This window comes from Microbacterium terregens (genome assembly GCF_039534975.1).
Taxonomy (GTDB): Bacteria; Actinomycetota; Actinomycetes; order Actinomycetales; family Microbacteriaceae; genus Microbacterium; species Microbacterium terregens.
The window spans coordinates 2,410,094-2,432,328 of record NZ_BAAAWH010000001.1 but is presented as its reverse complement, the minus strand read 5'-3'; the positions used below and the strand labels follow the sequence as shown (position 1 = coordinate 2,432,328).

The 22,235-nt window shown below is 69.3% G+C and carries 20 protein-coding genes and 1 tRNA gene; 11 read left to right on the top strand and 10 right to left on the bottom strand.

The features are described from left to right. Positions 1–24: 24 nt before the first annotated feature. Positions 25–717 (bottom strand): phosphocholine cytidylyltransferase family protein, encoded by a 693-nt coding sequence (locus ABD655_RS11270; RefSeq protein ID WP_344714000.1) that lies wholly within the window; start codon positions 715–717, stop codon positions 25–27. 365 nt (positions 718–1,082) lie between these two features. On the opposite strand from ABD655_RS11270, the gene ABD655_RS11265 reads away from it, so the two are divergent. From ABD655_RS11265 to ABD655_RS11255, 3 genes are all read left to right on the top strand, one after another. Continuing rightward, a complete protein-coding gene (locus ABD655_RS11265) occupies positions 1,083–2,510 on the top strand; it encodes an ABC transporter ATP-binding protein (RefSeq protein ID WP_344713998.1) in 1,428 nt (475 codons plus the stop codon). Beyond that, entirely contained in the window at positions 2,486–4,057 is a 1,572-nt protein-coding gene (locus ABD655_RS11260) for a hypothetical protein (RefSeq protein WP_344713996.1), read from the top strand. The genes ABD655_RS11265 and ABD655_RS11260 overlap by 25 nt, the downstream gene beginning before the upstream one ends. 71 nt (positions 4,058–4,128) lie before the next feature. Next, positions 4,129–4,395 (top strand): DUF3039 domain-containing protein, encoded by a 267-nt coding sequence (locus ABD655_RS11255; RefSeq protein ID WP_257501875.1) that lies wholly within the window; start codon positions 4,129–4,131, stop codon positions 4,393–4,395. 32 nt (positions 4,396–4,427) lie between these two features. On the opposite strand, the gene ABD655_RS11250 is transcribed toward ABD655_RS11255, so the two are convergent. After that, entirely contained in the window at positions 4,428–5,768 is a 1,341-nt protein-coding gene (locus tag ABD655_RS11250; RefSeq protein WP_344713994.1) for a nicotinate phosphoribosyltransferase, read from the bottom strand. A gap of 143 nt (positions 5,769–5,911) precedes the next feature. Here ABD655_RS11250 and murI point away from each other — a divergent pair, with 143 nt between their 5' ends. From murI to ABD655_RS11230, 4 genes are all read left to right on the top strand, one after another. Then, entirely contained in the window at positions 5,912–6,736 is an 825-nt protein-coding gene (murI, locus tag ABD655_RS11245; RefSeq protein WP_344713992.1) for a glutamate racemase, read from the top strand. Positions 6,737–6,828: 92 nt separating this feature from the next. After that, positions 6,829–7,578 carry a ribonuclease PH gene (rph, locus tag ABD655_RS11240; protein WP_344713990.1) on the top strand — a complete coding sequence of 250 codons (750 nt, stop codon included), beginning with the start codon at positions 6,829–6,831 and terminating at the stop codon, positions 7,576–7,578. 11 nt (positions 7,579–7,589) lie between these two features. Next, complete coding sequence (gene rdgB / locus ABD655_RS11235; RefSeq protein ID WP_344713988.1) at positions 7,590–8,207, top strand: RdgB/HAM1 family non-canonical purine NTP pyrophosphatase; 618 nt, start codon at positions 7,590–7,592, stop codon at positions 8,205–8,207. A 140-nt stretch (positions 8,208–8,347) separates the two neighbouring features. Beyond that, positions 8,348–9,256 carry a cation diffusion facilitator family transporter gene (locus tag ABD655_RS11230; protein ID WP_344713987.1) on the top strand — a complete coding sequence of 303 codons (909 nt, stop codon included), beginning with the start codon at positions 8,348–8,350 and terminating at the stop codon, positions 9,254–9,256. Positions 9,257–9,451: 195 nt separating this feature from the next. Here the strand turns inward: ABD655_RS11230 and ABD655_RS11225 are convergent, their stop codons facing one another. Together ABD655_RS11225 and ABD655_RS11220 are read right to left on the bottom strand one after the other, a co-directional pair. Further along, a complete protein-coding gene (locus ABD655_RS11225; RefSeq protein ID WP_344713984.1) occupies positions 9,452–12,094 on the bottom strand; it encodes an ATP-dependent DNA ligase in 2,643 nt (880 codons plus the stop codon). Between the two features lie 15 nt (positions 12,095–12,109). After that, on the bottom strand, positions 12,110–13,372 hold the full coding sequence (locus ABD655_RS11220) for an APC family permease (RefSeq protein WP_344713982.1): 1,263 nt from the start codon (positions 13,370–13,372) through the stop codon (positions 12,110–12,112). Between the two features lie 117 nt (positions 13,373–13,489). Here ABD655_RS11220 and ku point away from each other — a divergent pair, with 117 nt between their 5' ends. After that, positions 13,490–14,467 carry a non-homologous end joining protein Ku gene (gene ku, locus ABD655_RS11215; RefSeq protein WP_344713980.1) on the top strand — a complete coding sequence of 326 codons (978 nt, stop codon included), beginning with the start codon at positions 13,490–13,492 and terminating at the stop codon, positions 14,465–14,467. 37 nt (positions 14,468–14,504) lie between these two features. Here the strand turns inward: ku and ABD655_RS11210 are convergent, their stop codons facing one another. From ABD655_RS11210 to ABD655_RS11200, 3 genes are all read right to left on the bottom strand, one after another. After that, positions 14,505–15,278 (bottom strand): DedA family protein, encoded by a 774-nt coding sequence (locus ABD655_RS11210; RefSeq protein WP_344713978.1) that lies wholly within the window; start codon positions 15,276–15,278, stop codon positions 14,505–14,507. Positions 15,279–15,352: 74 nt separating this feature from the next. Further along, positions 15,353–15,434: transfer RNA gene (locus ABD655_RS11205), tRNA-Leu, on the bottom strand. 155 nt (positions 15,435–15,589) lie between these two features. Continuing rightward, the gene (locus ABD655_RS11200) at positions 15,590–15,805 is read right to left on the bottom strand and encodes a PLDc N-terminal domain-containing protein (RefSeq protein ID WP_344713976.1); all 216 of its coding nucleotides are present in this window, start codon (positions 15,803–15,805) and stop codon (positions 15,590–15,592) included. A gap of 102 nt (positions 15,806–15,907) precedes the next feature. Here ABD655_RS11200 and ABD655_RS11195 point away from each other — a divergent pair, with 102 nt between their 5' ends. The 3 genes from ABD655_RS11195 to ABD655_RS11185 are packed head-to-tail and all read left to right on the top strand — an operon-like array spanning position 15,908 to position 18,782. Next, positions 15,908–17,065, top strand: coding sequence for a TadA family conjugal transfer-associated ATPase (locus ABD655_RS11195; RefSeq protein ID WP_344713975.1), 1,158 nt, complete (start codon positions 15,908–15,910; stop codon positions 17,063–17,065). Further along, complete coding sequence (locus ABD655_RS11190) at positions 17,062–17,919, top strand: type II secretion system F family protein (protein ID WP_344713974.1); 858 nt, start codon at positions 17,062–17,064, stop codon at positions 17,917–17,919. The genes ABD655_RS11195 and ABD655_RS11190 overlap by 4 nt, the downstream gene beginning before the upstream one ends. Beyond that, positions 17,907–18,782 carry a type II secretion system F family protein gene (locus ABD655_RS11185; RefSeq protein WP_344713972.1) on the top strand — a complete coding sequence of 292 codons (876 nt, stop codon included), beginning with the start codon at positions 17,907–17,909 and terminating at the stop codon, positions 18,780–18,782. Before ABD655_RS11190 ends, ABD655_RS11185 begins: the two co-directional genes overlap by 13 nt. A 57-nt stretch (positions 18,783–18,839) precedes the next feature. On the opposite strand, the gene ABD655_RS11180 is transcribed toward ABD655_RS11185, so the two are convergent. The 3 genes from ABD655_RS11180 to ABD655_RS11170 form a co-directional block, all read right to left on the bottom strand. Continuing rightward, entirely contained in the window at positions 18,840–19,280 is a 441-nt protein-coding gene (locus tag ABD655_RS11180; RefSeq protein ID WP_344713970.1) for a hypothetical protein, read from the bottom strand. Next, entirely contained in the window at positions 19,273–20,391 is a 1,119-nt protein-coding gene (locus tag ABD655_RS11175; protein ID WP_344713969.1) for a hypothetical protein, read from the bottom strand. Before ABD655_RS11175 ends, ABD655_RS11180 begins: the two co-directional genes overlap by 8 nt. A 180-nt stretch (positions 20,392–20,571) precedes the next feature. Next, positions 20,572–21,774, bottom strand: a complete 1,203-nt coding sequence (locus ABD655_RS11170) for a phage major capsid protein (RefSeq protein WP_344713968.1) — start codon at positions 21,772–21,774, stop codon at positions 20,572–20,574. Between the last annotated feature and the right edge of the window lie 461 nt (positions 21,775–22,235).

Sequence of the window (22,235 nt, the reverse complement as noted above, 5' to 3'; positions counted from 1 at the left end):
TGGGGCTTGACAAGCCGGCCACGCTCAGACGTAGAGGTTCGCGCGTTCCAGGTCTTCAGCGAAGTCGACCTCGACGGCGTAGAGATCGGAGATGTCCAGCGGCTCCAGCAGCACGCCGTCCTCGACGATCGCGAGCTCGAGGCCGCGTTCGAAGTAGTCCTGGTCGTCCACCCGCGACAGCTGGCGGATGAACGCGCTCTTGTCGGTGCTGGAGATGTAGTTGATCCCGACCGCTTCGCCGATCCCGCCCTTGACCGTCTTGGAGAGCTCGTTGATGAAACCCTCGGCGGTGACGGTGTACTTGACCTCTTCGTCGCTGACCTTGGACGTGTTGACCGTGACGAAGGACTGGTCGCGCTCGATCAGGTCGATCGCACGCCCGAGCACGCGTGGGTCGAAGACCACGTCGCCGTTCATCCACAGCACGCCGCCCTTGCCGCTCTTGGTCAGGGCGCGCAGCAGGCTCTTGGAGGTGTTGGTCTGGTCGTAGCGGTCGTTGTAGACGTAATCGACGCGGGGGAATGCCTCGACGATCGCCTCGGCCTTGTACCCGACGACCGTCGTGATGCGCGCGTCGGTGCCGAATGCGGCGCGGATGTTCTCATGCTGCTGCTGCATGATGCTGCGTCCGTCGCTGAGCTCGGTCAGCGGCTTCGGCAGGCTGCGGCCTAGCCGCGAGCCCATTCCGGCTGCGAGAATCACGGTCTGAAGGGTCAAAAGTCTGCTCCTGGGATGAGTGTCTTCACTGTCGGTTCACCGACGCGACACTCCCTTGTGCCGAAATTCATGGTAGCGACGACACCTGGGAACCCGCATGAAGAGCGCCTGCCGTTGCAGATTTGTGACAAAGAGGCGGTTGCCCGGACGCGGTCACGCGTTGCCTCCTCGTCGGAACCCCTTGGTAAGTTGTATCGGTGACAGCCCCGCTGCCTCTGCCGCAGGACGCTCATCCGAACCCACCGGATGGCGAAGCCGGTAGCGCACGCGGGCAGGTGAGGCCTGTTCCGCCGAAGCCGCAGGTCGCCGCCGATGTCGCGGCCGCGCGGGGCACGAAGCCCCGCCCCACCCCGAAACGGCCATCGGTGAAGAGCCCGAGCGAAGGCACGAGCAAGAGCACCGCGAAGAGCGCGGTGAAGAAGACGCCGCGGAACATGCCGGATCCCGGACCGCCGCCGCCGTTGCCCGCCGACCTGCTCATCCCGCCCAGGCCCCCGCTGCCTCCGTCACCGTCACCGTCCCGCGTCACGACGTCGGCGGAGTCCGCGAGCGAGCCGCCTGCCGAGCCTGTGGTGGAGACGGAATCCGCGGTCGAGGCACTCGCCGAGACCCTCGTGGAACCCTCCACCGACACGCCCACTCCGCCGTCGGTTGACTCGCCCGTCGAGCCCGTCGAGCCCGTCGAGCCCGTCGAGCCCGTCGGGTCCGTCGAGTCCGTCGAGTCCGTCGACCCCGTCGACCCCGTCGAGCCCGTCGAGCCCGTCGACCGTGCTCCGGTCGAAACGCCCGAGGCGCGTGAACCCGAGGTGGAGTCATCGGCCGAGCTGTTCGTCGAGGCGCGCGCGCCACGCAACGACCACACGTCCGAAGTCATCGCGCCGCGCCTCGAAGATCGCACCTTCCCGCTCACCGCAATGCCGCTCCGACCAATGGCCGCCGAGGCACCGGTCGCACTCGCACCCGACGCCGTCGTCGTGCGGCCGCGACCGCTCGAGGTGCCGGACCCAGTGGTCGCGGCATCCGTGGATCCGGCCACCGCTGCGCTGGTCGTGAAGGGCATCACCAAGAACTTCGGCGAGACCCGAGCCGTCGACGGGATCGACCTGACGGTTCCCGCCGGCATCTTCTACGGGCTGGTCGGACCGAACGGCGCCGGCAAGACCACGACGCTGTCGATGATCGCGGGGCTGCTGCGCGCAGACCGTGGGAGCATCCGCGTGAACGGGATCGACGCGGCATCCGACCCGATCGGCGCGAAGCGGCAGATGGGCGTGCTGCCCGACCGCCTGCGCACCTTCGACCGCCTGACCGGACGACAGCTGCTGCACTACTACGGCGTGCTGCGGGGGCTTCCCTCCGCCGTGGTCGAGCGCCGGACGGCGGATCTGGCGCGGGCGTTCGATCTGTCCGACGCCCTCGGCCGCGCCGTCTCGGACTATTCCGCCGGCATGGTGAAGAAGGTCATGCTGGCAGGCGCCTTGATCCACTCGCCCCGGCTGCTGGTTCTGGACGAGCCGTTCGAGTCGGTGGATCCGGTCTCCAGCGCGATCATCCTCGACATCCTCTCGACCTACGTCGCACACGGCGGGACGGTCATCCTCTCCAGTCACGGAATGGAGCTGGTCGAACGCGTGTGCGCGAGGCTCGCGGTCGTCGTCGCCGGCCAGGTGTTGGCCGAGGGGACGGTGGACGAGGTGCGTGGTGAGCTCACGCTCGAGCAGCGCTTCATCGAGCTCGCGGGCGGCCTGAGCGACGTGGAGGGCCTCGAGTGGCTGCACACGTTCTCCGACTGAGGATCGCGCTTCTGCTGGGTGCTGTGCGCGGCGACTCCGGCCACGTGACGCGGGTGCTGCTGGGGCTGCTCCTGCTGGTGATGGCGGCCGTCATCGCGTGCTGGGCGCTCCTCACCCTGCGGGATGCACCCACCGAGGTGGTGCTTGCCGTGACGGTGCTCGGGGGATCGGCGGTGACCCTCGGGTTCGCCCTCGCCCCGCTGATCGCGGGGGCGACCGATCCGCTGGATCCTCGTCGATTCATCGTGCTCGGCCTGCCCGGCGGGAGGCTGGCTGCGGTCCTCGCTGTCGCCGGCTTCCTCAGTGTTCCCAGCTTCGCCCTCATCGCCGTCGCGGTGTGCGCGGCCGTCGTCTGGGCCGATCGCGGCGTGCCAGGGTGGGTCACCGCTGTCGGGGTCGTGCTCGGCGTCGCGACGTGCGTCCTGCTCGCGCGGGTGTGCATGGCGCTGACGGCTCTGTTCCTGCGCGAGCGCCGCTCCCGCGAACTCGCGGGTGTGTTCGCCTTGCTGGTCCTCGTGGTCGCGGTGCCGGTAGGCGTGTTCTTCGGCTCGCTGGAGTGGCGCGGCCAGGTGCCGTCACAGCTGGCCGAGGCCGTCTCGGTCCTGGCGCTGACACCGCTCGGCGCGGCATGGGCCTACCCGGGTGCTGTCGCGCAGCACCAGACAGGCGCGGCCGCGCCGGTGCTGCTGGTCGCTCTGGGCACCCTCGTCGCACTCGGCCTGATCTGGGTTCTGCTCGTGCGTCGACTCCTGTCGACCACCGAACGGCCGGTGGCTGTGCGCGTGCGGGGTGGGCTCGGCTGGTTCGCCGTGGCACCGGGAACGCCCGGCGGGGCGATCGCCGCGCGAAGCCTGATCTACTGGCTGCGCGACCTCCGCTACCTCGTCAACATCGCCGTCATCCCCGTCGCCGCCGTTCTCACCACGGTCCCCCTCCTGTTCGCGGGGGTGCCGCCCGAGATCGTGGCACTGGTGCCCGTCCCGATCATCGCGCTGTTCCTCGGCTGGTTCCCGCACAACGATCTCGCCTACGATTCGACGGCGATCTGGATGCACATCGCCAGCGGCGTTCGCGGCGTCTCCGATCGGGTCGGCCGGCTCGTCCCGGTGCTGCTGATCGGCATCCCGCTGCTGGCGGTCGCCGTCCCTGTCGCCGTCGCCCTGCACGGTCGCTGGGCTTTCCTGCCGGCGATGGCCGGCGCGTGTGCCGCGCTCTTCCTGACCGGTCTGGGGTTGTCCAGCATCTCTTCGGTTGCCGCCCCGTACGCGGTGTCGCGCCCCGGTGAGAGCCCCTTCCAGCAGCCTCAGCGGGTGGGCTCGGGCGCAGCCATCGCCCAGGGCGCAGTCATGCTGGGCGGCATCCTGATCAGCGCCCCGGCGCTGTGGTGGGCGTGGCTGGCGCTGAACGGCGACCCCGACGCGGCGATGCTCGCCCTGTGGGGCGGACTGGCGATCGGAGCGGTCGTGCTGGTGGTCGGCATCGCGATCGGATCCGCCGTGTTCCGGCAGCGCGGTGGTCGGCTCATGGAGTTCGCCGAGTCCGTCTGACGCCGGATGCGGGGGTGGTCGCCGCGGCATCCGGCCCCTCCGGTTCTGTCGGCGCGATACACTGACTGACCATGAGCACCCCCCTCGACACCCCGGATCAGGGTGGCACCGCGACCCTAGATCGAGAACTCGAAGAGCTCATCCGGGAGGAGAACCTCGAGCCCGGCGATCACGAGCGCTTCTCGCATTACGTGAAGAAGGAGAAGATCCTCGAATCGGCGATCACGGGCAAGCCGGTTCGCGCGCTCTGCGGCAAGAAGTGGACGCCCGGACGCGATCCGGAGAAGTTCCCGGTGTGCCCCACGTGCAAGGAGATCTACGAGTCCCTGGTCGGCTGAGGTCCGCCGGCCCGTGTGCCCCGGGCTGAGGATCAGGGCTTGGCGTTGACGAACACCGTCGTAATCGCCGGATCTGAGCGGCTCAGCGCGAGTCCTCGAACGGGAAGCTCCTCGCGCACGCGCGCATGGTGGGCACGCGCGACCTCGACACCCGCGGGGCCTTGGAACGCAGCATCCGCCTGTCCGTCCAGAACGAGCTGAACCTGGAGGGGACGCGCGCCGGGGTGTTCTGCCGGCGTGTCCACCTGCTCGAACCCGTCGGAGATCGCCACGACCTCTGAGGTCGCGATGCCGTTCTTGAGCGTGCGGAAGGCCGCCTTGCGGCCGCCTTTCGAGCTCTTTTCGGTGGAGGATTTCGCGACGGCGACCCAGGATCCGTCGGACGCCTGCCGGGCGACGAGCTTGTAGACCATACCCGCGGTCGGCGTGCCTGAGCCGGTGACGACCGAGGTGCCCACTCCGTAGGAATCGACGGGGGACGCCGCGAGCGCGGCGATCGCGAATTCGTCGAGGTCGCTGGTGACGGTGATCTTCGTCGCGGTCGCACCGAGTGCGTCCAGATGTTCGCGGACCTGGCTGGCCATGGTGGGCAGGTCGCCGGAGTCGATCCGCACGCCGCCGAGTGAGGTGCCCGCGACACGTACGGCGGTCTCGACGCCCTCGTGGATGTCGTACGTGTCGATGAGGAGAGTGGTGTCCACACCGAGGGCCGCGATCTGGGAGCGGAAGGCGTCCTCTTCGCTGTCGTGCAGCAGCGTCCACGCGTGCGCGGCGGTGCCCATCGTGGGGATGCCCCAGCGTCTGCCGGCCTCGAGGTTGCTGGTCGCGCCGAAGCCCGTGATGTATGCGGCGCGAGCGGCGGCGACCGCGGATTCCTCACCGGCACGCCGCGATCCCATCTCGGACAGCGGACGGTCACCGGCGGCGATACTCATCCGGGCGGCGGCGGTCGCGATCGCCGAGTCGTGGTTCAGGACGCTGAGCGCGAGGGTCTCGAGCACCACGGCCTCGGCGAACGTGCCTTCGATCGTGAGGATGGGGGAGCCCGGAAAGTACAGCTCGCCCTCCTGGTATCCCGTGATCGACCCGCTGAACCGATAGCCGGCGAGAAACTCGAGTGTTGCGGCATCCACCACCCGTCCATCGCGGAGGAATCGCAGCTCATCGTCGCCGAAGCGGAAATCCTGGATGAGCGAGAGCAGACGCCCGGTGCCCGCCACCACGCCGAAACGGCGGCCGCCGGACAGACGCCTGCCGAACAACTCGAAGACGCAGCGGCGTTGGGCGGTGCCGTCGCGGAGGGCGGCATCGAGCATGGTCAGCTCGTACCGGTCGGTGTGCAGCGCGGTGCTGCGCGGGGCCTGGGCGCTCATGCGCTCAGCCTACTGAGGGCGTCACCGGCTCATCCGTCGGATCGATGGGGAATGGGCGACCAGCTGCGGCGCGGGGACGCCTGCACGTCGCCCCCGCCGTCCGACGGCTCTGCCCGCCCGAGCCGCGGGTAGGCTGGGCTCTCGTGAATGACGCGCCGATCGGCATCTTCGACTCCGGGGTCGGCGGGCTCACCGTCGCACGGGCGATCTCGGCGCAGCTGCCGCGGGAATCGCTGCTCTACATCGGCGACACCGCCCGCTCGCCCTATGGGCCGAAGCCGATCGCCGACGTGCGGCGCTACTCTCTCGAGATCCTCGACACGCTGGTCGAGCAGGGCGTCAAGATGCTCGTGATCGCCTGCAACACCGCGTCGGCCGCGATGCTCCGCGACGCACGCGAGCGCTACGACGTACCAGTGGTCGAGGTCATCGGACCCGCGGTCCGCACCGCGATGTCCACGACCCGCAACGGACGCATCGGTGTCATCGGCACGGCCGGCACCATCGGCTCCGGCGCCTACCAGGACATGCTCGAAGTGAACGAGCGTCTCACCGTGTTCGCCGAGGCATGCCCCCGGTTCGTCGAATTCGTCGAGGCCGGCGTGACCGACTCGCCCGAGGTGCTCGCGGTTGCCGAGGGTTACCTCGCCCCCCTGCGGCATGCCGGAGTAGACACCCTCGTGCTCGGCTGCACCCACTACCCGTTCCTCGAAGGCGCCATCAGCTACGTGATGGGCTCGGACGTGTCGCTGGTCTCCAGCGACACCGAGACCGCGAAGGACGTCTACCGCCAGCTGGTGAGCCGTGATCTGCTGGCCGGGCCGGATGCCGATTCCCGACACGTCTACGAGGCCACCGGCGCCTCCGCCGACGAATTCCTGCGCCTGGCCCATCGCCTGATGGGTCGCGAGATCAGCGAAGTCCAGCTCGTGCAGACCGGCGCCATCGACCTGCCGACGCCCCACTGAGGCCCGCGACTCGGCATCCATTCCCCGCATCCGTGTCCCGACCCGCCGGGTCATCGGTGTGAAAGTCGGACACCCACACAGAAGAGAGACTCATGACTGACATCGTCCGCGCCGACGGCCGCACCGTCGACCAGCTGCGCCCCATCACGATCGAGCGCGGCTGGAGCAGCCACGCCGAAGGGTCCGCGCTCATCTCGTTCGGCGAGACCAAGGTGCTGTGCACGGCGTCGTTCACCAACGGCGTCCCGCGCTGGCTCACCGGCAAGGGCAAGGGCTGGGTCACCGCCGAGTACGCGATGCTGCCCCGCGCCACCAACAGCCGCAACGACCGTGAGAGCGTCAAGGGCCGCATCGGAGGCCGCACGCACGAGATCTCCCGCCTCATCGGCCGCGCGCTGCGCGCCGTCGTGGACACCAAGGCGCTGGGTGAGAACACGATCGTCATCGACTGCGACGTGCTGCAGGCCGACGGCGGCACGCGCACCGCGGCGATCACCGGGGCGTACGTCGCGCTGGCCGACGCCATCGAATGGGGGCGGGCGAAGAAGTTCATCGCTCAGAAGGCCACGCCGCTGATCGATTCCGTCTCGGGCGTCTCGGTCGGGATCATCGACGGCGAGCCGATGCTCGACCTCGCCTATGTCGAGGACGTCCGCGCCGAGACCGACATGAACCTCGTCGTGACCGGCCGCGGCCTGTTCGTCGAGGTGCAGGGCACTGCCGAAGGAGCACCGTTCGACAAGCGCGAGCTGGACGCCCTGCTCGAGCTGGGCGTGGCTGGATGCGCCGACCTCCGTGACCTGCAGATCGCGGCACTCGAGCCGTCGCCGGCTGCCGAGTAGGAGACTCGAGCATGGTTGTCGCGCCCAGGTCCGTCGTGCTGGCCACCCACAACACGCACAAGATCGAGGAGTTCCGCGCGATCGTCGCCGCGACCCGCCCCGACCTCGAGGTGATCGGCTATGACGGACCCGAGCCCGTCGAAGACGGCGTGACCTTCGCCGAGAACGCGCTGATCAAGGCCCGCGCGGCCGCGGCCCACACCGGGCTGCCTGCCCTCGCCGACGACTCCGGCATCTGTGTCGACGTCCTGGGCGGGGCTCCCGGCGTGTTCTCGGCCTATTGGGCAGGACACGCGAAGGATGCCGCGGCCAACCTGAACCTGCTCCTGGACCAACTCGCCGATATCCGCGACCCGCACCGCACCGCCTCGTTCGTCTCGACGATCGCCCTGGTGATTCCAGGGGAGGCCGGCGGCACCGAGCACGTCGTCGAAGGACGCTGGCTCGGCCGCCTCGCGGAATCGGCCTCGGGCGGGGGTGGCTTCGGGTACGACCCGATCTTCCTGCCCGACGGTCAGCCGCAGGGCGCCGAGCGCACGGTCGGCGAGTGGAACGCGACCGAGAAGAACGCGGCATCCCACCGGGCGCGGGCATTCCGAGAGCTCGGGCCGCTCCTCGCGTCGGTCTGAAGGGGCGCCGGCCGGTCCGGGCGTCGGATCGTCGGGCGCGCGGGCGTCGCGGGCTGAGTCTGCGGCTATCGAGAAGCAGACTCATTCCCGACTGGCGCGGAAACGATCGCGTCCCCACCCTGCGGTCGTAGCCTGGGGGCATGCACGACCACGCTCCCGGCATCCGAGGCTCCGGCAATCGCCGGCTGCTCGGAATTTCACTGGCCATCACCGCCGTGGTGATGGTCGTGCAGATCGTCGGCGCCGCGCTGTCGGGATCCCTGGCGCTGCTGGCCGACGCGGCGCACATGTTCACGGATGCCGCCGCCCTCGTGATCGCGCTCATCGCGAGCGCCGTCGCGGCACGCCCGGCGACAGACCGGCGTACGTTCGGTTTTCAGCGGGCCGAGGTGTTCGGTGCCCTCGCGAACGGGGTGATCCTCATCGTGCTGTCGGTCTGGGTCGCCGTGGAGGGAGTCCAGCGGCTGATCAACCCCAGCGAGGTGGGAGTCGCGGGCGGGCTGATGCTCGTCGTGGCGATCGTCGGCCTCGTCGCGAACGCGGTGGCGATGTGGCTGCTCAGCGCCGCGCAGCGCACCAGCATCAACGTGCGCGGTGCCTACCTCGAGGTGATGGGCGATCTGATCGGGTCTGCGGCGGTCATCACCGCGGCCATCATCATCGTCACGACCGGGTGGGTGCAGGCCGATGCGATCGCATCCCTGTTCATCGCCGCGATGATCATCCCGCGGGCCGTTTCGCTGCTGCGGGAGGTGATGTCGGTGCTGAGCGAGTCGACACCGAAGGGGATGCACGTCACCGAGATCCGCGACCACATCCTCTCCACGCCCGGAGTCGTCGACTGCCACGACGTCCACGTGTGGCAGCTCACCCGGGGAGCCCCGGTGTTCACCGCGCACGTGGTCGTCGATGAGGAAGCGCTCGCCGACGGCCGTGCGGGCGCCATCCTGCAGCGACTGCAGTCGTGCCTGAGCGAGCACTTCGACGTCGAGCACTCCACGTTCCAGCTGGAGCCCGCGGGACACGTCGAGCACGACGCGCACGCCTGAGCCCTCAGGCGGCAGGGTTTCGGTGGCCCTGGACGTTGCGCCCCCACGTAGGGCCGCTCGCCTGTCGCATTCTGCGGCCCGGCTCGACGTGTTGTGACAGGGGAGCGAAGGGGGCGGGGTGGGCAAGGGGCTCGCCTGTCGCATTCTGCGGCCTGGCTCGACGGTTGCGACGGGGGAGCATCCCGGCGGCGGGACCTATGACTCGCGCGCGACCTCGTTCGGCGACTTGTCAGGGCGCAGGCCGCGCCAACGCGAGTGGCGGAGGATCCCGCCGGGCGTGAACTCGCCGAACTCCACTTCGCCGACCAGTTCAGGCCGCAGCCACTGCACGCCCCGCGCGTCCAGCGAGGGCACGCCGACCAGCGGGTTCTCGGCACTGTGAAGCGGTGCGAGGGTACGCATGAGCGAACGCAGGGTCGAATCGCTGAATCCCGTTCCGACCCGGCCCGCGTACTGCAGGCCGCCCGGTCCCGGGATGCCGAGCAGCAACGACCCGAACGTCGCGGCCCGACCGCCTTGACCGGGCCGGATGCCCGCGAGCACGACCTCCTGGGTGCGCGTCAGCTTCACCTTCAACCACGACTCGCTCCGGATGCCGCGGCGATAGGTGGAGGCAGGATCCTTCACCACCACGCCCTCCAGGTCGAACTGCTCGCTGGTCGCGAGTGCGCCGGCGACGTCGTCGAAGACGGGCGGGACGACGATCGGCGGCGCTGCCGCCGCCGCGAGTTCCTCCAGGATCCGTCGACGCTCCCGAAGCGGCCGCGCGGTGAGGTCGAGGCCATGCGCGCCGAGCACGTCGAACACGTAGTACTGCACGGGGGTTCGTTTGGCCTCCCGCGCGACATCACCGGCGCGCTGCAGATTCATCCGCGTCTGCAGCAGCGGGAAGCTCGGCCGCCCGCGCTCGTCCAACGCGACGATCTCGCCGTCCAGGATCGCCGGGTCGGCGCCGAGCCCGGCGTCGACGTCGGTGATCTCCGGATACTTCATCGTCACGTCGTTGCCGCTCCGCGCGAACAGCGTGAGCCTGCTGCCGTCCCATACCCCGACTGCTCGGATGCCGTCCCACTTCGCCTCTGCCCAGGCCGGGTCGCCCCACTGCCGGGCCGCGAGCGTGGCGCGCTCCGGGGTCGCGCTCGTGGAGAGCATCGGCCGCAGGGATTCGGGAGTCGGCGGCCACGCGAGGGGCACGTCGACCGCCGGTTCGACACGCGTGCGTCGCGGCGCCCCCGACGCGGGCCCGCCGGTCCCTGACCGCGTATCGCCCCCCGACCCCGCCCCCGCCCCCGCGCCGGGGCGCGAGGACCCTGCGGTTCGCGCGGCGTCGCGCCGCGGCATCCGTCGTTCGTCCGCCTGAGCCGACGCCTCGACGGGTGCACCGTCCGGCTGCACGTGACCGTCGAGGTCGGTCTTCATGCGGTGCAGGAGCCAGCTGGACTTCTCGCCCTCGCCCCCGGTGCGGATCAGCGCGAGGCGGACGCGACCGAGCGGGCCCCCGGGGCGACCTTCGAGGGTCGCGATGATCTCGTCGTCGCGCCACTTCTCCAGCTCGTAGCGGCCGTCGTCCCAGATGGTCACGCTTCCGCCGCCGTATTCGCCCGCGGGGATCGCGCCCTCGAACGACGCGTAGTCCATGGGGTGGTCCTCCGTCTGGATCGCGAGGTTGTTGCGTTTGTACGAGGGCGGCACGCCGCGCGGCACCGCCCAGCTGACCAGCACGCCGTCCCGCTCGAGGCGGAAGTCCCAGTGCAGCGCCGTTGCATGGTGCTCCTGGATCACGAAAACGGGCAGCTCGCCGGCCGCCGTCGCGGCAGCAGCCGGGTCGGAGGGCACCGGCTCCGGGGTCTTGCCCGCGGTGCGCTTGGCGATGTACGTGCTGAGCGGCCCCTCGTGGGCGCTCCGGCCACCGGCGTGATAACCGAGCTCGGACAGCGGGTCGCCGATCCGCTCGACGCGGTCGAGCACATCCTCGAACGACAGCTGCGCGAGATCGGGATCATCCAGCTCCTCCCACGTGCGGGGAGCCGCGACGTTGGGGTGCGCGCGCCCCCGCAGCGAGTACGGCGCGATCGTCGTCTTGGATCCGTTGTTCTGGCTCCAGTCGATCAGCACGCGGCCACCGCGGATCGCCTTCTTCATGCTGCTGACGACGAGATCGGGATGATCGGCCTCGATCGCCTTCGCGAGTTCGTGTGCGATCGTCGACGCCGCTTCGCTGCTCTGCCCGGGCGGCAGGGCCGAGTACAGCTGGATGCCCTTGCTGCCGCTGGTGACCGGGAACGGCTCCAGACCCATGGGGGCCAGGATCTCCCGCGCCCACCGAGCCACCTGCGCGCACTCGGCCAGCCCCACACCGGGTCCGGGGTCGAGATCCAGCACGAGGCGATCGGCATCCCCCCGCTCGCCGTCGGGAGCGAACCGCCACTGCGGGACGTGCAGCTCGAGGCTCGCGACCTGGGCGAGGTACACCAGGGTGGGCACGTCTCCGACGAGCGGATAGTCCTTGGGCCCGCCGGAGTGGGGGATGGGCAGCCGCCGCACCCACTCGGGCGCGCCGCGCTCGAGGTCCTTCGCGAAGAACGACTGCTCCGGGTGCTCCTCGGTGCCGACGCCGTCCGGCCAGCGTTTGCGGGTCACCGGGCGACCGATGACGTGCGGGATCATCGTCGGGCCGATGCGGGTGTAATAGTCGATCACCTCGCCCTTCGTCGTCCCCGTCTCGGGATAGAGGACTTTGTCGAGGTTGGTGATGCGCAGACGTCGGCCGCCGATGTTCACCAGCTGGTCGTTCGTGCCACGCACGTTCGGCCGGCTCTTGGCCGCGGCATCCCCCATGCCTTCATCCTGCCGTCATCGCGGGCGTGCGCGCAGGATTCGCAGGCGCGCGAGCCGATATGCGACACCGACGAGCACGACTCCGGTCCCGATGATCACCGCCGCAATCGGCAGGGTGATGACCAGAACCGTGCAGCCGAGCATGCCCACCAGCTGAAGGGCGCGGGGGTATCGGCGCGCCCCCGGCCGTTGCCGGAATGCCGCCGCGTTGGCGATGAAGTAGTAGATCAGCACGCCGAACGACGAGAATCCGATCGCTCCGCGCAGGTCCGCCACCGCCACGATCGCGATCACCACGGCTCCGATCGCGAGCTCGGCGCGATGCGGCACGCGATACCTCGGGTGGACGGCGGCCAGGAATCGCGGCAGGTCGTCCTCACGCGCCATGGCGAGCGTCGTGCGGCCGACTCCGGCGATCAGCGCGAGGAGCGCACCGAGGGATGCCGCGGCTGCACCCCCGCGCACCACGGGCTGGGTCCAGCCCCACCCCGACGCAGCGGCCGCATCGGCCAGCGGCGCGGTCGAGTCCGCGGTGCCGCCCGGGCCGAGAACGGCCAGCACCGTGACCGCGACGATCGCGTACACGATGACTGCGACGATCAGCGCGAGCACGATCGCGCGGGGAATCGTCCGGGCGGGATCTCGCACCTCCTCGCCCATCGTCGCGATCCGCGCGTATCCGGCGAACGCGAAGAACAGCAGGCCAGCCGACTGCAGGATGCCGTAGCCGCCGCCCGTGGACGCCGCGGCGCCGCCGACCCCATCCGGCGATGCCCCGGCGGCGACCCCCGCGGCCACGACCACCGCGAGCGAGAGCAGCACGACCACGACGATCACGCGGGTCAGCTGGGCGGTGCGAGTGACGCCGAAGTAGTTCACCGCGACGAGACCGACGACCGCGGCGATGGCGACCGGCCGCTCCCAGCCCGCCGGAGCAGCGTAGGCGGCGAAAGTGAGTGCCATCGCGGCGCAGCTGGCGAGCTTGCCGATCACGAAGCACCAGCCGGCGAGGAACCCCCACCACGGGCCGAGCTCGGCGCGGCCGTACGCGTACGTTCCCCCGGAGGTCGGGTAGGCGGCCGCGAGCTGTGCGGACGCGGTGGCATTGCAGAACGCGACGCCCGCCGCGATCGCCAGGCCGACCAGAAGCCCTGCCCCCGCCGCCGCGGCGGCCGGGGCGAACACCGAGAACACACCGGCGCCGATCATCGAGCCGAGACCGATGAAGACCGCGTCGCCTAACCCGAGGCGCCGGACCAGGGCAGGGGGAGGCGGCACGAGCCGACTTTACGGCCGCGCGGCTCTGGTTGCGAGTGCCCGCTCACACCCGCGGGTGAAGCGCAAGTGGCGGGCCCCGACTAGCCGCGACGGGTGTGGCAGGTGTGTACTGGTGCGATGAGAGCGATCTGGAAGGGCGCGCTGACGTTCGGACTCGTGAATGTCCCGGTCAAGGTGTACTCCGCGACCGAAGACCACGACGTGTCGTTGCATCAGGTGCACAACAAGGATGGGGGGCGCATCCGCTACCAGCGGATCTGCGAGATCGACGGCGAGGTGGTGCCGTACTCCGACATCGACAAGGCCTACGACGACGGCGAGCGCACGGTCGTCCTCACCAAGGAGGACCTCGATTCGCTCCCCGCCGAGCGCAGTCGTGAGATCGACGTGGTCGAGTTCGTGCCGACCGAGCAGGTCGATCTGCTGACCTTGGATCGCGCGTACTACCTCGAGCCGGACTCGACCTCGCCGAAGGCGTACGTCCTGCTGCGCAAGACCCTCGAGCAGACCGACCGCACGGCGATCGTGCGGTTCTCGCTGCGACAGAAGACGCGCCTCGCGGCACTGCGGGTGCGCGGGGACGTGCTCGTCCTGCAGACGCTGCTGTGGGCCGACGAGGTGCGCGAGGCGGCGTTCCCGGCGTTGGATGAGCCGGTGCGAATCTCGGCGAAAGAACTGGAGATGTCGGCATCCCTCGTGGAGAGCTTCGCGGCGGACTTCGATCCGTCCGAGTTCTCGGACGAATACCAGGACGAGTTGCGGACGCTGATCGAGGCGAAGCTCGAAAAGGGCGATGCGCTCGACACGTCCGAGACCTTCGGCGAGCAGGAGGAGGAGGCAAAGGGAGGCGAGGTCATCGACCTCATGGAGGCGTTGCGCGCGAGCGTCGAGCGCAGCCGCGCGGCACGGTCCGGCGGGGGAAAGGATGCCGGCGCCAAGAGCCCAGCGAAGACGTCGGCCGGTGGCGGCGAGAAGTCGACGGCGAAGACCCCGGCGAAGAAGACGACGGCCAAGGGTGCATCGGCGAAAGGCACACCGGCGAAGAGCGCGCCGGCGAAGAAGGCTCCGGCCAAGAAGGCCGCCAAGGCGTCCTGAGACCCGGTCCGGATGCCGCGGTCGCGGCATCCGATCGTCAGACCTTGGGGGCGCCGGGCGTGCCGTCCTCGGGCTGCTCGGGGCCGCGCTCGAACACCTCGGGGTCGAGCACGAGCTCGCGGGCCTCTTCGGGGTCGGTGACGATGTCGACTCCGGCTGCGGCGAGCTTCTTCGCCTTGCGCCGCTCGCTGAAGTAGTGCCACACGGTCACCAGCGCCGTGCCACCCACGGCGATGAGAAGAATGATGTCGATGTATTCGGTGACCAGGTCCGCGACCCACGGGATGAATCCGATGAGGTACCCGAGCATCGTGAGACCGAAGCCCCACAGCATGGCGCCGATGAAGTTGTAGAGCGTGTACCGGCGCCACGGCATGTGGCCGACACCGGCCGCGACCGGGGCGAAGGTGCGAACGATGGGAACGAAGCGCGCGAGGATGATCGTCAGTCCGCCGAAGCGCTCGAAGAACGCGTTCGTCCGCTCGACGTTCTTGACGCTGAAGAGGCCGGACTCCTTGCGTTCGAAGACGGCCGGACCGCCCTTGTGGCCGATCAGGTAGCCCACCTCACCGCCGACGAACGCGGCCAGCGCGATCAGCAGCGAGACGACCCAGATGTTGATGCCGAAGATGTTGCTCGTGTTGGTGAGCAGACCCGCGATGACCAGGAGCGTGTCGCCGGGCAGCAGGAAGCCGATGAGCAGACCGGTCTCGGCGAAGACGATGAAGCACACCACCAGCAGTGCCCAGGGGCCGGCCGCGGCGATGATCGTCTCGGGGTCGAGCCAGGGGATGAGGGCGGTGGGGTGCAAGAGGGGTCCCGTCGGTCGTTCGGTCGGCGGTCAGGATGCGCAGCCCACGAAGGTGGATCGCGTGCGAATACGCGTGCGGAAGGTGGGACTTGAACCCACATGCCCGAAGGCACAGGAACCTAAATCCTGCGTGTCTGCCAATTTCACCACTCCCGCGGGTGCGATCAGTCTATCGGCGCGGCTGGGGGGTCGCTGGGGGGCTGCCACCCCAGCGCCGGCTGGCCAGCACGAGCCCTTTCGAGCCCGCTCGGCTGTCGCAGAATGCGGACCCGCCCGGCGTGTTGTGACAGCGGAGCGAGGGCAGTGCGGGGTCAGCGGGCCCGGTGGACGAAGAAGTACGCGGTGGGGCCGATCCAGTTGATGAGGATCACCGGTATCCATATCGGCTTGGGCCCTCGCACCTGGTCGTCGGGCCGATGGGCCAGATCCCAGAACGCGAGAAAGGCGTACGCCGCCTGGATCACCCCCAGGATGCCGAGTGCAACCCGCCGGCCGGGCTCGATCTCCTTCTTGCTGAGCGTGGTCATGGTGCCCCTTTCGCTGATTTCCCCATCCTGCCCTTCTGCGCGCAACTCCGCATCTGTGGATAACTTCCCCGGCCGGCAGCGGGTGCTTGCGAGGATGCTCGGGTGACTCTCGCGTACGCTCCCGCCGGCACCGCCGCTGCGGTTGTGGCCGAGCGCGTGCGCGACCGGCTGCGGGCCGAACTGACCGACCCCGCTCGGGACCCCGAGTCGGCCGCACGCATCGCCCGCGCCGAGGTGCGTCGCCACAACGATTTCGCCCTCGCCCGCGGACTCGCCCCGGTCGATGACGAGGCCTCGTGCGTCCGCGAGGTGCTCGCCGCGGTGGCCGGATACGGACCCCTCCAGCCCTACCTCGATGACCCGAACGTCGAGGAGCTGTGGATCAACGCCCCGGATCGCATCTTCATCGCCCGAGGGGGCGTCGCCGAACGCGTGCCGCTGGCGTTGACGGATGCCGCGGTGCGAGATCTCGTCGAACGGATGCTGCATGCCACCGGCCGCCGAGTAGACCTGAGTCAGCCGTTCGTCGATGCTTCGCTTCCGGACGGCAGTCGGCTGCACGTCGTGATCCCCGATATCACGCGCCGACACTGGTCGGTGAACGTCCGCAAGTTCCTGCCCGCCTATCGGGACCTCGAGCGGCTGGTCGAAGTCGGCTCCATCGCGCCCGCCGCCGCGCGGGTGCTGCGGCGGGCGATGGAGACCGGACGCAGCATCCTGATCTCTGGAGCCACGCACGCCGGCAAGACCACGCTGCTGAGCGCGTTGATCGCCGCATGCCCGCCGCAGCATCGGATCGTGACGGTCGAGGAGACGTTCGAGTTGGCCGTCGACGCCGCTGACCTGGTCGCTCTGCAGGGCCGGCAGCCGAGTCTGGAGGGTACCGGGGAGGTGAGCCTGCGCCGTCTGGTCAAGGAGGCGCTGCGCATGCGCCCCGATCGGCTCGTCGTCGGCGAGGTGCGCGATGCCGAAGCGCTCGATCTTCTGCTGGCGCTGAACACCGGGGTCCCCGGTGCTGCGACCATTCATGCGAACTCGGCACGTGAGGCCCTCGCCAAGCTCGCCGCACTGCCGCTGCTGGCCGGGCGCAACATCGACTCCGGATTCGTGCTGCCCGCGGTCGCGGCATCCGTCGATCTGGTCGCCCACTGCGAGCGAGACGCTTCCGGCCGACGCCGGGTCGTGGAAATCGTCGAGCCGACCGGTGTCGTGGGCGGGGCGGTCGAGGCGGCCACGGTGTACCGTGCGGAGCCGTCGTGACGTTCGTCTGGGGCGCCGTCCTCGCCGCCGGCATCCTGCTCCTCGTCTCGCCGTGGGTCTGGCCGTCCCGTGCGCTCGCGCCCAGGGTCCCGGCATCCGGCCACCTCGCGCGCCTGCTCGAGTCGGCAGGTCTCGTGCGGGTCCCGCCCGCCGGAGCGATCGCGGCATCCGCCGGCTGCGCGGCCCTGCTCGCCGCGGCCGCGTGGCTGTTCACGCAGGTCGGAGCTTTCGTCCTGGTCGCGGCTGTCGTGGGCGGCCTGGCGCCGTTCGCGTGGCTGCGCGCGCGCCGGTCGCGCCTGATGCGTTCGCGTCGCGCTCTCTGGCCGGACGTCTGCGATCTGCTCATCGCGTCCATGCGCGCCGGGATGTCCCTTCCGGATGCTGTCGCCAGCCTCGCCGAGTCCGCTCCCGCCCCGCTTCGACCGCCGTTCGCGGGCTTCGCCCGCGACGTCGCGGCATCCGGGCATTTCGACTCGAGCGCCCAGCGGCTCAAGCACGCGCTCGCGGATCCGGTCGGCGATCGGATCGTCGAGACACTCCGGATGGCACGTCAGGTCGGCGGCACCGAACTGACCCCGGTGCTGCGCGCCCTCGCCGCCTCGGTCCGCGCGGATGCCGCGCTGCGTGCCGAGGTCGAGTCGCGGCAGTCGTGGATCCGCGGCGCGGCCGTGCTCGGCGTCGCGGCGCCGTGGGTGATCCTCGCGCTCCTTGCGATGCGACCCGAGGGTGCGCGGGCGTACAGCAGTCCGGAGGGCGTCGCCCTCATCCTGGCCGGGGCGGCGGTGTCGTTCGTGGCGTACCGCGTGATGCTGCGCATCGGCCGTCTGCCCGAGCCGCGGCGGTGGTTCGGGTGAGCCCGTGGGGCGGCACCGATATCGCGTTCGCGGTCGTGCTCGGCGGCGCCTTCGGCCTCGGCGTCTGCTTGCTCTTCTCGCTCGCACCGCGGTGGGGCGCGCCTTCGCTGGCCCGGCGGATCGCGCCGTACATCCGCGACGTGACCGACCCGCGCGGCCTGACACCGAGTTTCGACCCGCGCGGCGCCGCGCTCGGCGAGCTGTGGCAAGGGCTGCGGAGCCGTGTGGCGCGCATCGCGGGCGGGTCCGCCTCGGTCGACCGGCGTCTTCACCAGGCGGGGTGGACGATGGATGCGACGGCCTTCCGCGGCCGACAGCTCGCGTGGTCCATCGCCGGCGTCGCTATCGGCGGGGGAGGCGTGGTCGTCCTCATCCTCCTGGGTCGTGCGTCCGGCACCGTCGCTCTCCTGCCGCCCGTGGTCGGCGTGACGGCCGCCTTCCTCTACGACGCGCGGCTCACGCGGGCGGCGCGAGTTCGCGTCGGGCGCATCCAGGAGGAGCTGCCGACGGTGCTGGAGTTCCTGGCACTGTGCCTTTCCGCGGGCGAGGGCATCCTCGATTCTCTCCGCCGGGTGAGCGTCGCGGGCGTGGGCGAGCTGGCCGCGGAACTGCGCGGCGTCGTGCTCGCCGTCGGCACCGGATCGCCGCTCTCCGAAGCGCTGAGCAGGCTCGCGGCGCGACTCGAGATCCCCGCGCTCGCGCGCAGCATCGACCAGCTCGTCGCAGCGATCGATCGTGGCGCCCCCCTCGCGCACGTCCTGCACTCCCAAGCGCTCGATGCGCGTGAGGACGCCAAACGCGGACTCATCGAGCGTGCAGGGCGCAAAGAGATCTACATGCTCATCCCGCGCAGTATTGGATAGGCATACTGCGAGAGGTGGCCCCCGGCGGCAGATCTAAGGACGAGTTGCCCGCGCCGGCTAGGCAGGAGGGTGCTGTCGCTTGCGCCTGATAGCTTCCGCCTTCAGGTCCCTCGCGATGCGCTCGTGAACCTTTCGTGACGCCGTCTTCGAGTCACCAGCTGCCGGGAACACGATTGAGGCGTGGGAGTCAGGCAGGTCGCCTGTGCCGCCGTCCTTCAGGACTTCGATCTCCTCATGACACTCCAGGATGGCACCGACACCGAGACCCCACGTCCCCTCGGGCGCGTGTCCGACCCGCTTCTTATAACTGGCAAACGCATCTGCCGCACTGATTCCGTAGTCCGTCGATAAGTGATCCTCGTCCTTCGGCGTGGGCCTGAAGGCGACCGACTTGGGCGTCTCGTCTTCATTCGTCCATTGAGGAATGACATTCCGTAGAAGCACGTCGTCGGGCGCGGTCAGGCGCGGGATACCGAGCGGAAGAACCTCATCACTCACTTAGCACCCCCTGGAAGAAATCGATGAGCGCGCGATCGTCATAGCTATCGAGCTGGCGATCGGCGTCGCTGACCGAATCGGCTCCAAGCCTGCACAGGTAAAGGCCACCGTCGGCCTCGATCTCGACCACGAAGTCGATTCCGTCGCGGGTCCACTCGAGGCGGACTCCGCCATCCGGCAAGGGTGCGGGAGAGATTCCGGCTGGCACGCTTTGCAGCCTTTGGAGTGCCTTGTATGCGAAGTCAATGGCTTCGGGCAGGATAGCGACGCTCTCTGCACCCATCCACCCGTCCTGCAGAGCACGCAGACGATCGACGCTGTCAAGCAGGTTTTCCAGTCCAGCGGGACGCACCTGATCAACGGAAAGGAACCGCTGAATCTCGCCGTCGTCACTTACGAGAGCCGAACCGATAACGCTCACGAGCGGGCCCTCGCCCGACTCATCCACAAGCCAAATACTCGGAATGCTGACGTCCGAAACCCCATAGAAACCGGGAACACGGTAGTCCTCGGCGGTTCGCAAATGGAAGATAGAACGCTCCGGATCCAACTCCACTATGCGCCCGGAAATTTCTTGACGGACGGCCCGCGAGTTGTCTGCGATGAGGTCGAGAAACCTTGACCGCACACTCTCCGTGTAGGTCGCGGTGTTCCCGTTTAGGTCGCCGACGCGAAGTGTGTCGGCGCGGGAGAGGGAGCGACCGAACGCTCGAAAGCGAGGAAGGGACTTCCTCGGGAACCGGGCTGGGAGTTCGTACGCCTTCGACACGTTGCGAATCGCTTCGGTTACGAGGTCGCGGCTCTCCTCCAGCAAGTCGGAGATGGGCCGGCCATCGTCGCCTGCGAGCTCGTCATCAGCGGTGGCACGTGTCAGGAGAAGGTCAGCACTTCCCTCCTTCACCTCGAGCAAACGAAGGTCCAGCTTCTTGTCGAGGTTCCTAAGCGACCGTTCTCGGTCCGGGTGGTCCCTCAAGTACAACTGGCGGGCGACGTCAACCACAATCTCTCGATAGACGACCAGTTCTTCCAGCGCCTCAACTGGCACGCCCCTCGCGCCGAATCGCGGGCCGTCAAGCACAAAAGTGCCGAACCGCTCCGTCCCTGCGCTCATGGTCGAAATGTAACACAGGGCACCCTTGCGCCTTCGGCTGGCGCCCCGGCGCGCGGACGGAGGATTGCCGCCGCGCGGCAGCCATGAGCGGTTGCGCGACGCAGGCCAGCAAGATCGGGCGACGAAGACGGCCGTCCGCTCCCATTTGGAAAGCGGACGGCCGTGTCTTTACGGTTCAGGCTAGGCGCTGAGGCTCACCTTGACGAAGTCGAAGGGCTTCTTGACGCGGAAGCCGTAGCGGCCTTCGAACATGAGCAGGAATGTGTTGTCGTCGGTGCGCTTCTTGCCGTCGAAGACCAGCTCGTCATCCCCGAGGGGGAGCAGCTCGGACTGGTTCCAGTCGGCGGCGATAGCCTCACCGGTGGGAAGGCCCAGGGAGGTCACGATCGGTGCGGCGAGGAAGTCCTCGATCTCGGCGCGGGACTTGAACAGGAACGCGCCTGTGCTGCCGTTCTCGCGCAGCATCTCCAGCGCCTGCAGGTCGAACGGATTGAAGGCCCACCCGGTGAGCTTCCGGTCCTGCGCGAGCAGCTTGTACTTTGCCGTCGACAGGGTGGTGAGCAGGTCGGTGGTGAACGCCTGCGACTGGATGCCGGAGGTCTCCAGGATGCCGGTGAACCGGTCCTCCTCGCCGTCTCCGGAGAGCACGTCGGCCTCGATCGCGGCCAGCGTGTCCTCGCGCAGCTGCACGCTGACGATGTCCACGAGGTCGCGGAAGTCGTCCAGGTAGCGCCAGGGCAGGTGCTCGGTCTTGTTCGCGTACACGCGGTAGGTGTCATCCACCTGTCCGAAGGTGTACTGCGAGGTCGGCTTCGCGCCGCCGTCAGGGACGGCCCCGGCGTTGTTGGTGCGCACGTTCTGGCGGATGAACGAGAACCCGTTGCCGGTGCGACCGATCGACGGGCGACCGATGAAGCCGAGCTCGTCGTTCTGGTCGGGGCGGCTGATCGAGCCGTTGCTCTGGCGCGGGTCCAGGACCGGGATCAGGTCGAGCAGCGTGCGCGGTCGGGTGTCGATCAGCACCGGCGACAGGATCGCCGGAACGGACACGGACCCGGAAGTGAGGGACTTCACCCCGCCCGCGCTCCGGGCGAGGAGGGAGAGGCCGTCGACGGCCTTCTGTGCCCAGCGGTTGCCGGTGTTGGACTCGACCGGGTTGCCGTCCATGTCGTAGGCGTCGTACTTCTGCCCGCCGATGCGTTCCAGCAGCTCGGCGGACTTCTCCGCGCGCTCGATCTTGGCCTTCAGTTCGACGGCTTCTGCGGCCTTCGCTTCGAGGGTGGACATTTCCGGGTCCGTCAGGTCGCGGTGCGCCTCCTTCGCGCCGTCCACGATGCCCTGCATCGACGTCTGCAGGGACTTGAGCTGTTCCTTGAGGTTCACTGGGCTACTCCTAGTGGTGTGTGGCCGTGGGCGCTGTGCGAAGCGCCTGCCGGGCCGGTGAATGTGAGCACGGCACCACAGAGGCGGGCAGGTCGGCTTACCCTCGCGGGTCTCGCCGGATGACCGCTGGTGACGTTGCGCTCGGACGGGTCGGGCTGACGCTGCAGGCGCTGACGGGGGAGGTTTCGAAGCACCTCGCCGCTGCGCCCGGCTTGACCGCCGGTCTTCACTCGCCCCGTCCCATGTCGACCGCTCGAACTTGGCCCGAAGGCTCCTCGTTCTTCACCCGACACGTCCCGAAGGCGTGCCCAGACATTAACACGACGCGCCGACACAGGGGGAGTCGACCCAACACTGCGCAGTTGCGGGTGAGACGGGCCACTGCACTGCGCTGTCCTCCTGGTTCGTTGGTGCGCGCGGAACGGCCCCGTCTCCGTGTGGAGGCGGGGCCGTTCGGCGCG

What these genes read in the sequence shown, in the direction of transcription:
- ABD655_RS11255 (WP_257501875.1), top strand. Translation starts at nt 4,129, where the DNA reads ATGAGCACCCCCCTCGACACCCCGGATCAGGGTGGCACCGCGACCCTA.
- ABD655_RS11250 (WP_344713994.1), bottom strand. Translation starts at nt 5,768, where the DNA reads ATGAGCGCCCAGGCCCCGCGCAGCACCGCGCTGCACACCGACCGGTAC.
- rph (WP_344713990.1), top strand. Translation starts at nt 6,829, where the DNA reads ATGACTGACATCGTCCGCGCCGACGGCCGCACCGTCGACCAGCTGCGC.
- rdgB (WP_344713988.1), top strand. Translation starts at nt 7,590, where the DNA reads ATGGTTGTCGCGCCCAGGTCCGTCGTGCTGGCCACCCACAACACGCAC.
- ABD655_RS11230 (WP_344713987.1), top strand. Translation starts at nt 8,348, where the DNA reads ATGCACGACCACGCTCCCGGCATCCGAGGCTCCGGCAATCGCCGGCTG.
- ABD655_RS11225 (WP_344713984.1), bottom strand. Translation starts at nt 12,094, where the DNA reads ATGGGGGATGCCGCGGCCAAGAGCCGGCCGAACGTGCGTGGCACGAAC.
- ku (WP_344713980.1), top strand. Translation starts at nt 13,490, where the DNA reads ATGAGAGCGATCTGGAAGGGCGCGCTGACGTTCGGACTCGTGAATGTC.
- ABD655_RS11200 (WP_344713976.1), bottom strand. Translation starts at nt 15,805, where the DNA reads ATGACCACGCTCAGCAAGAAGGAGATCGAGCCCGGCCGGCGGGTTGCA.
- ABD655_RS11175 (WP_344713969.1), bottom strand. Translation starts at nt 20,391, where the DNA reads ATGAGCGCAGGGACGGAGCGGTTCGGCACTTTTGTGCTTGACGGCCCG.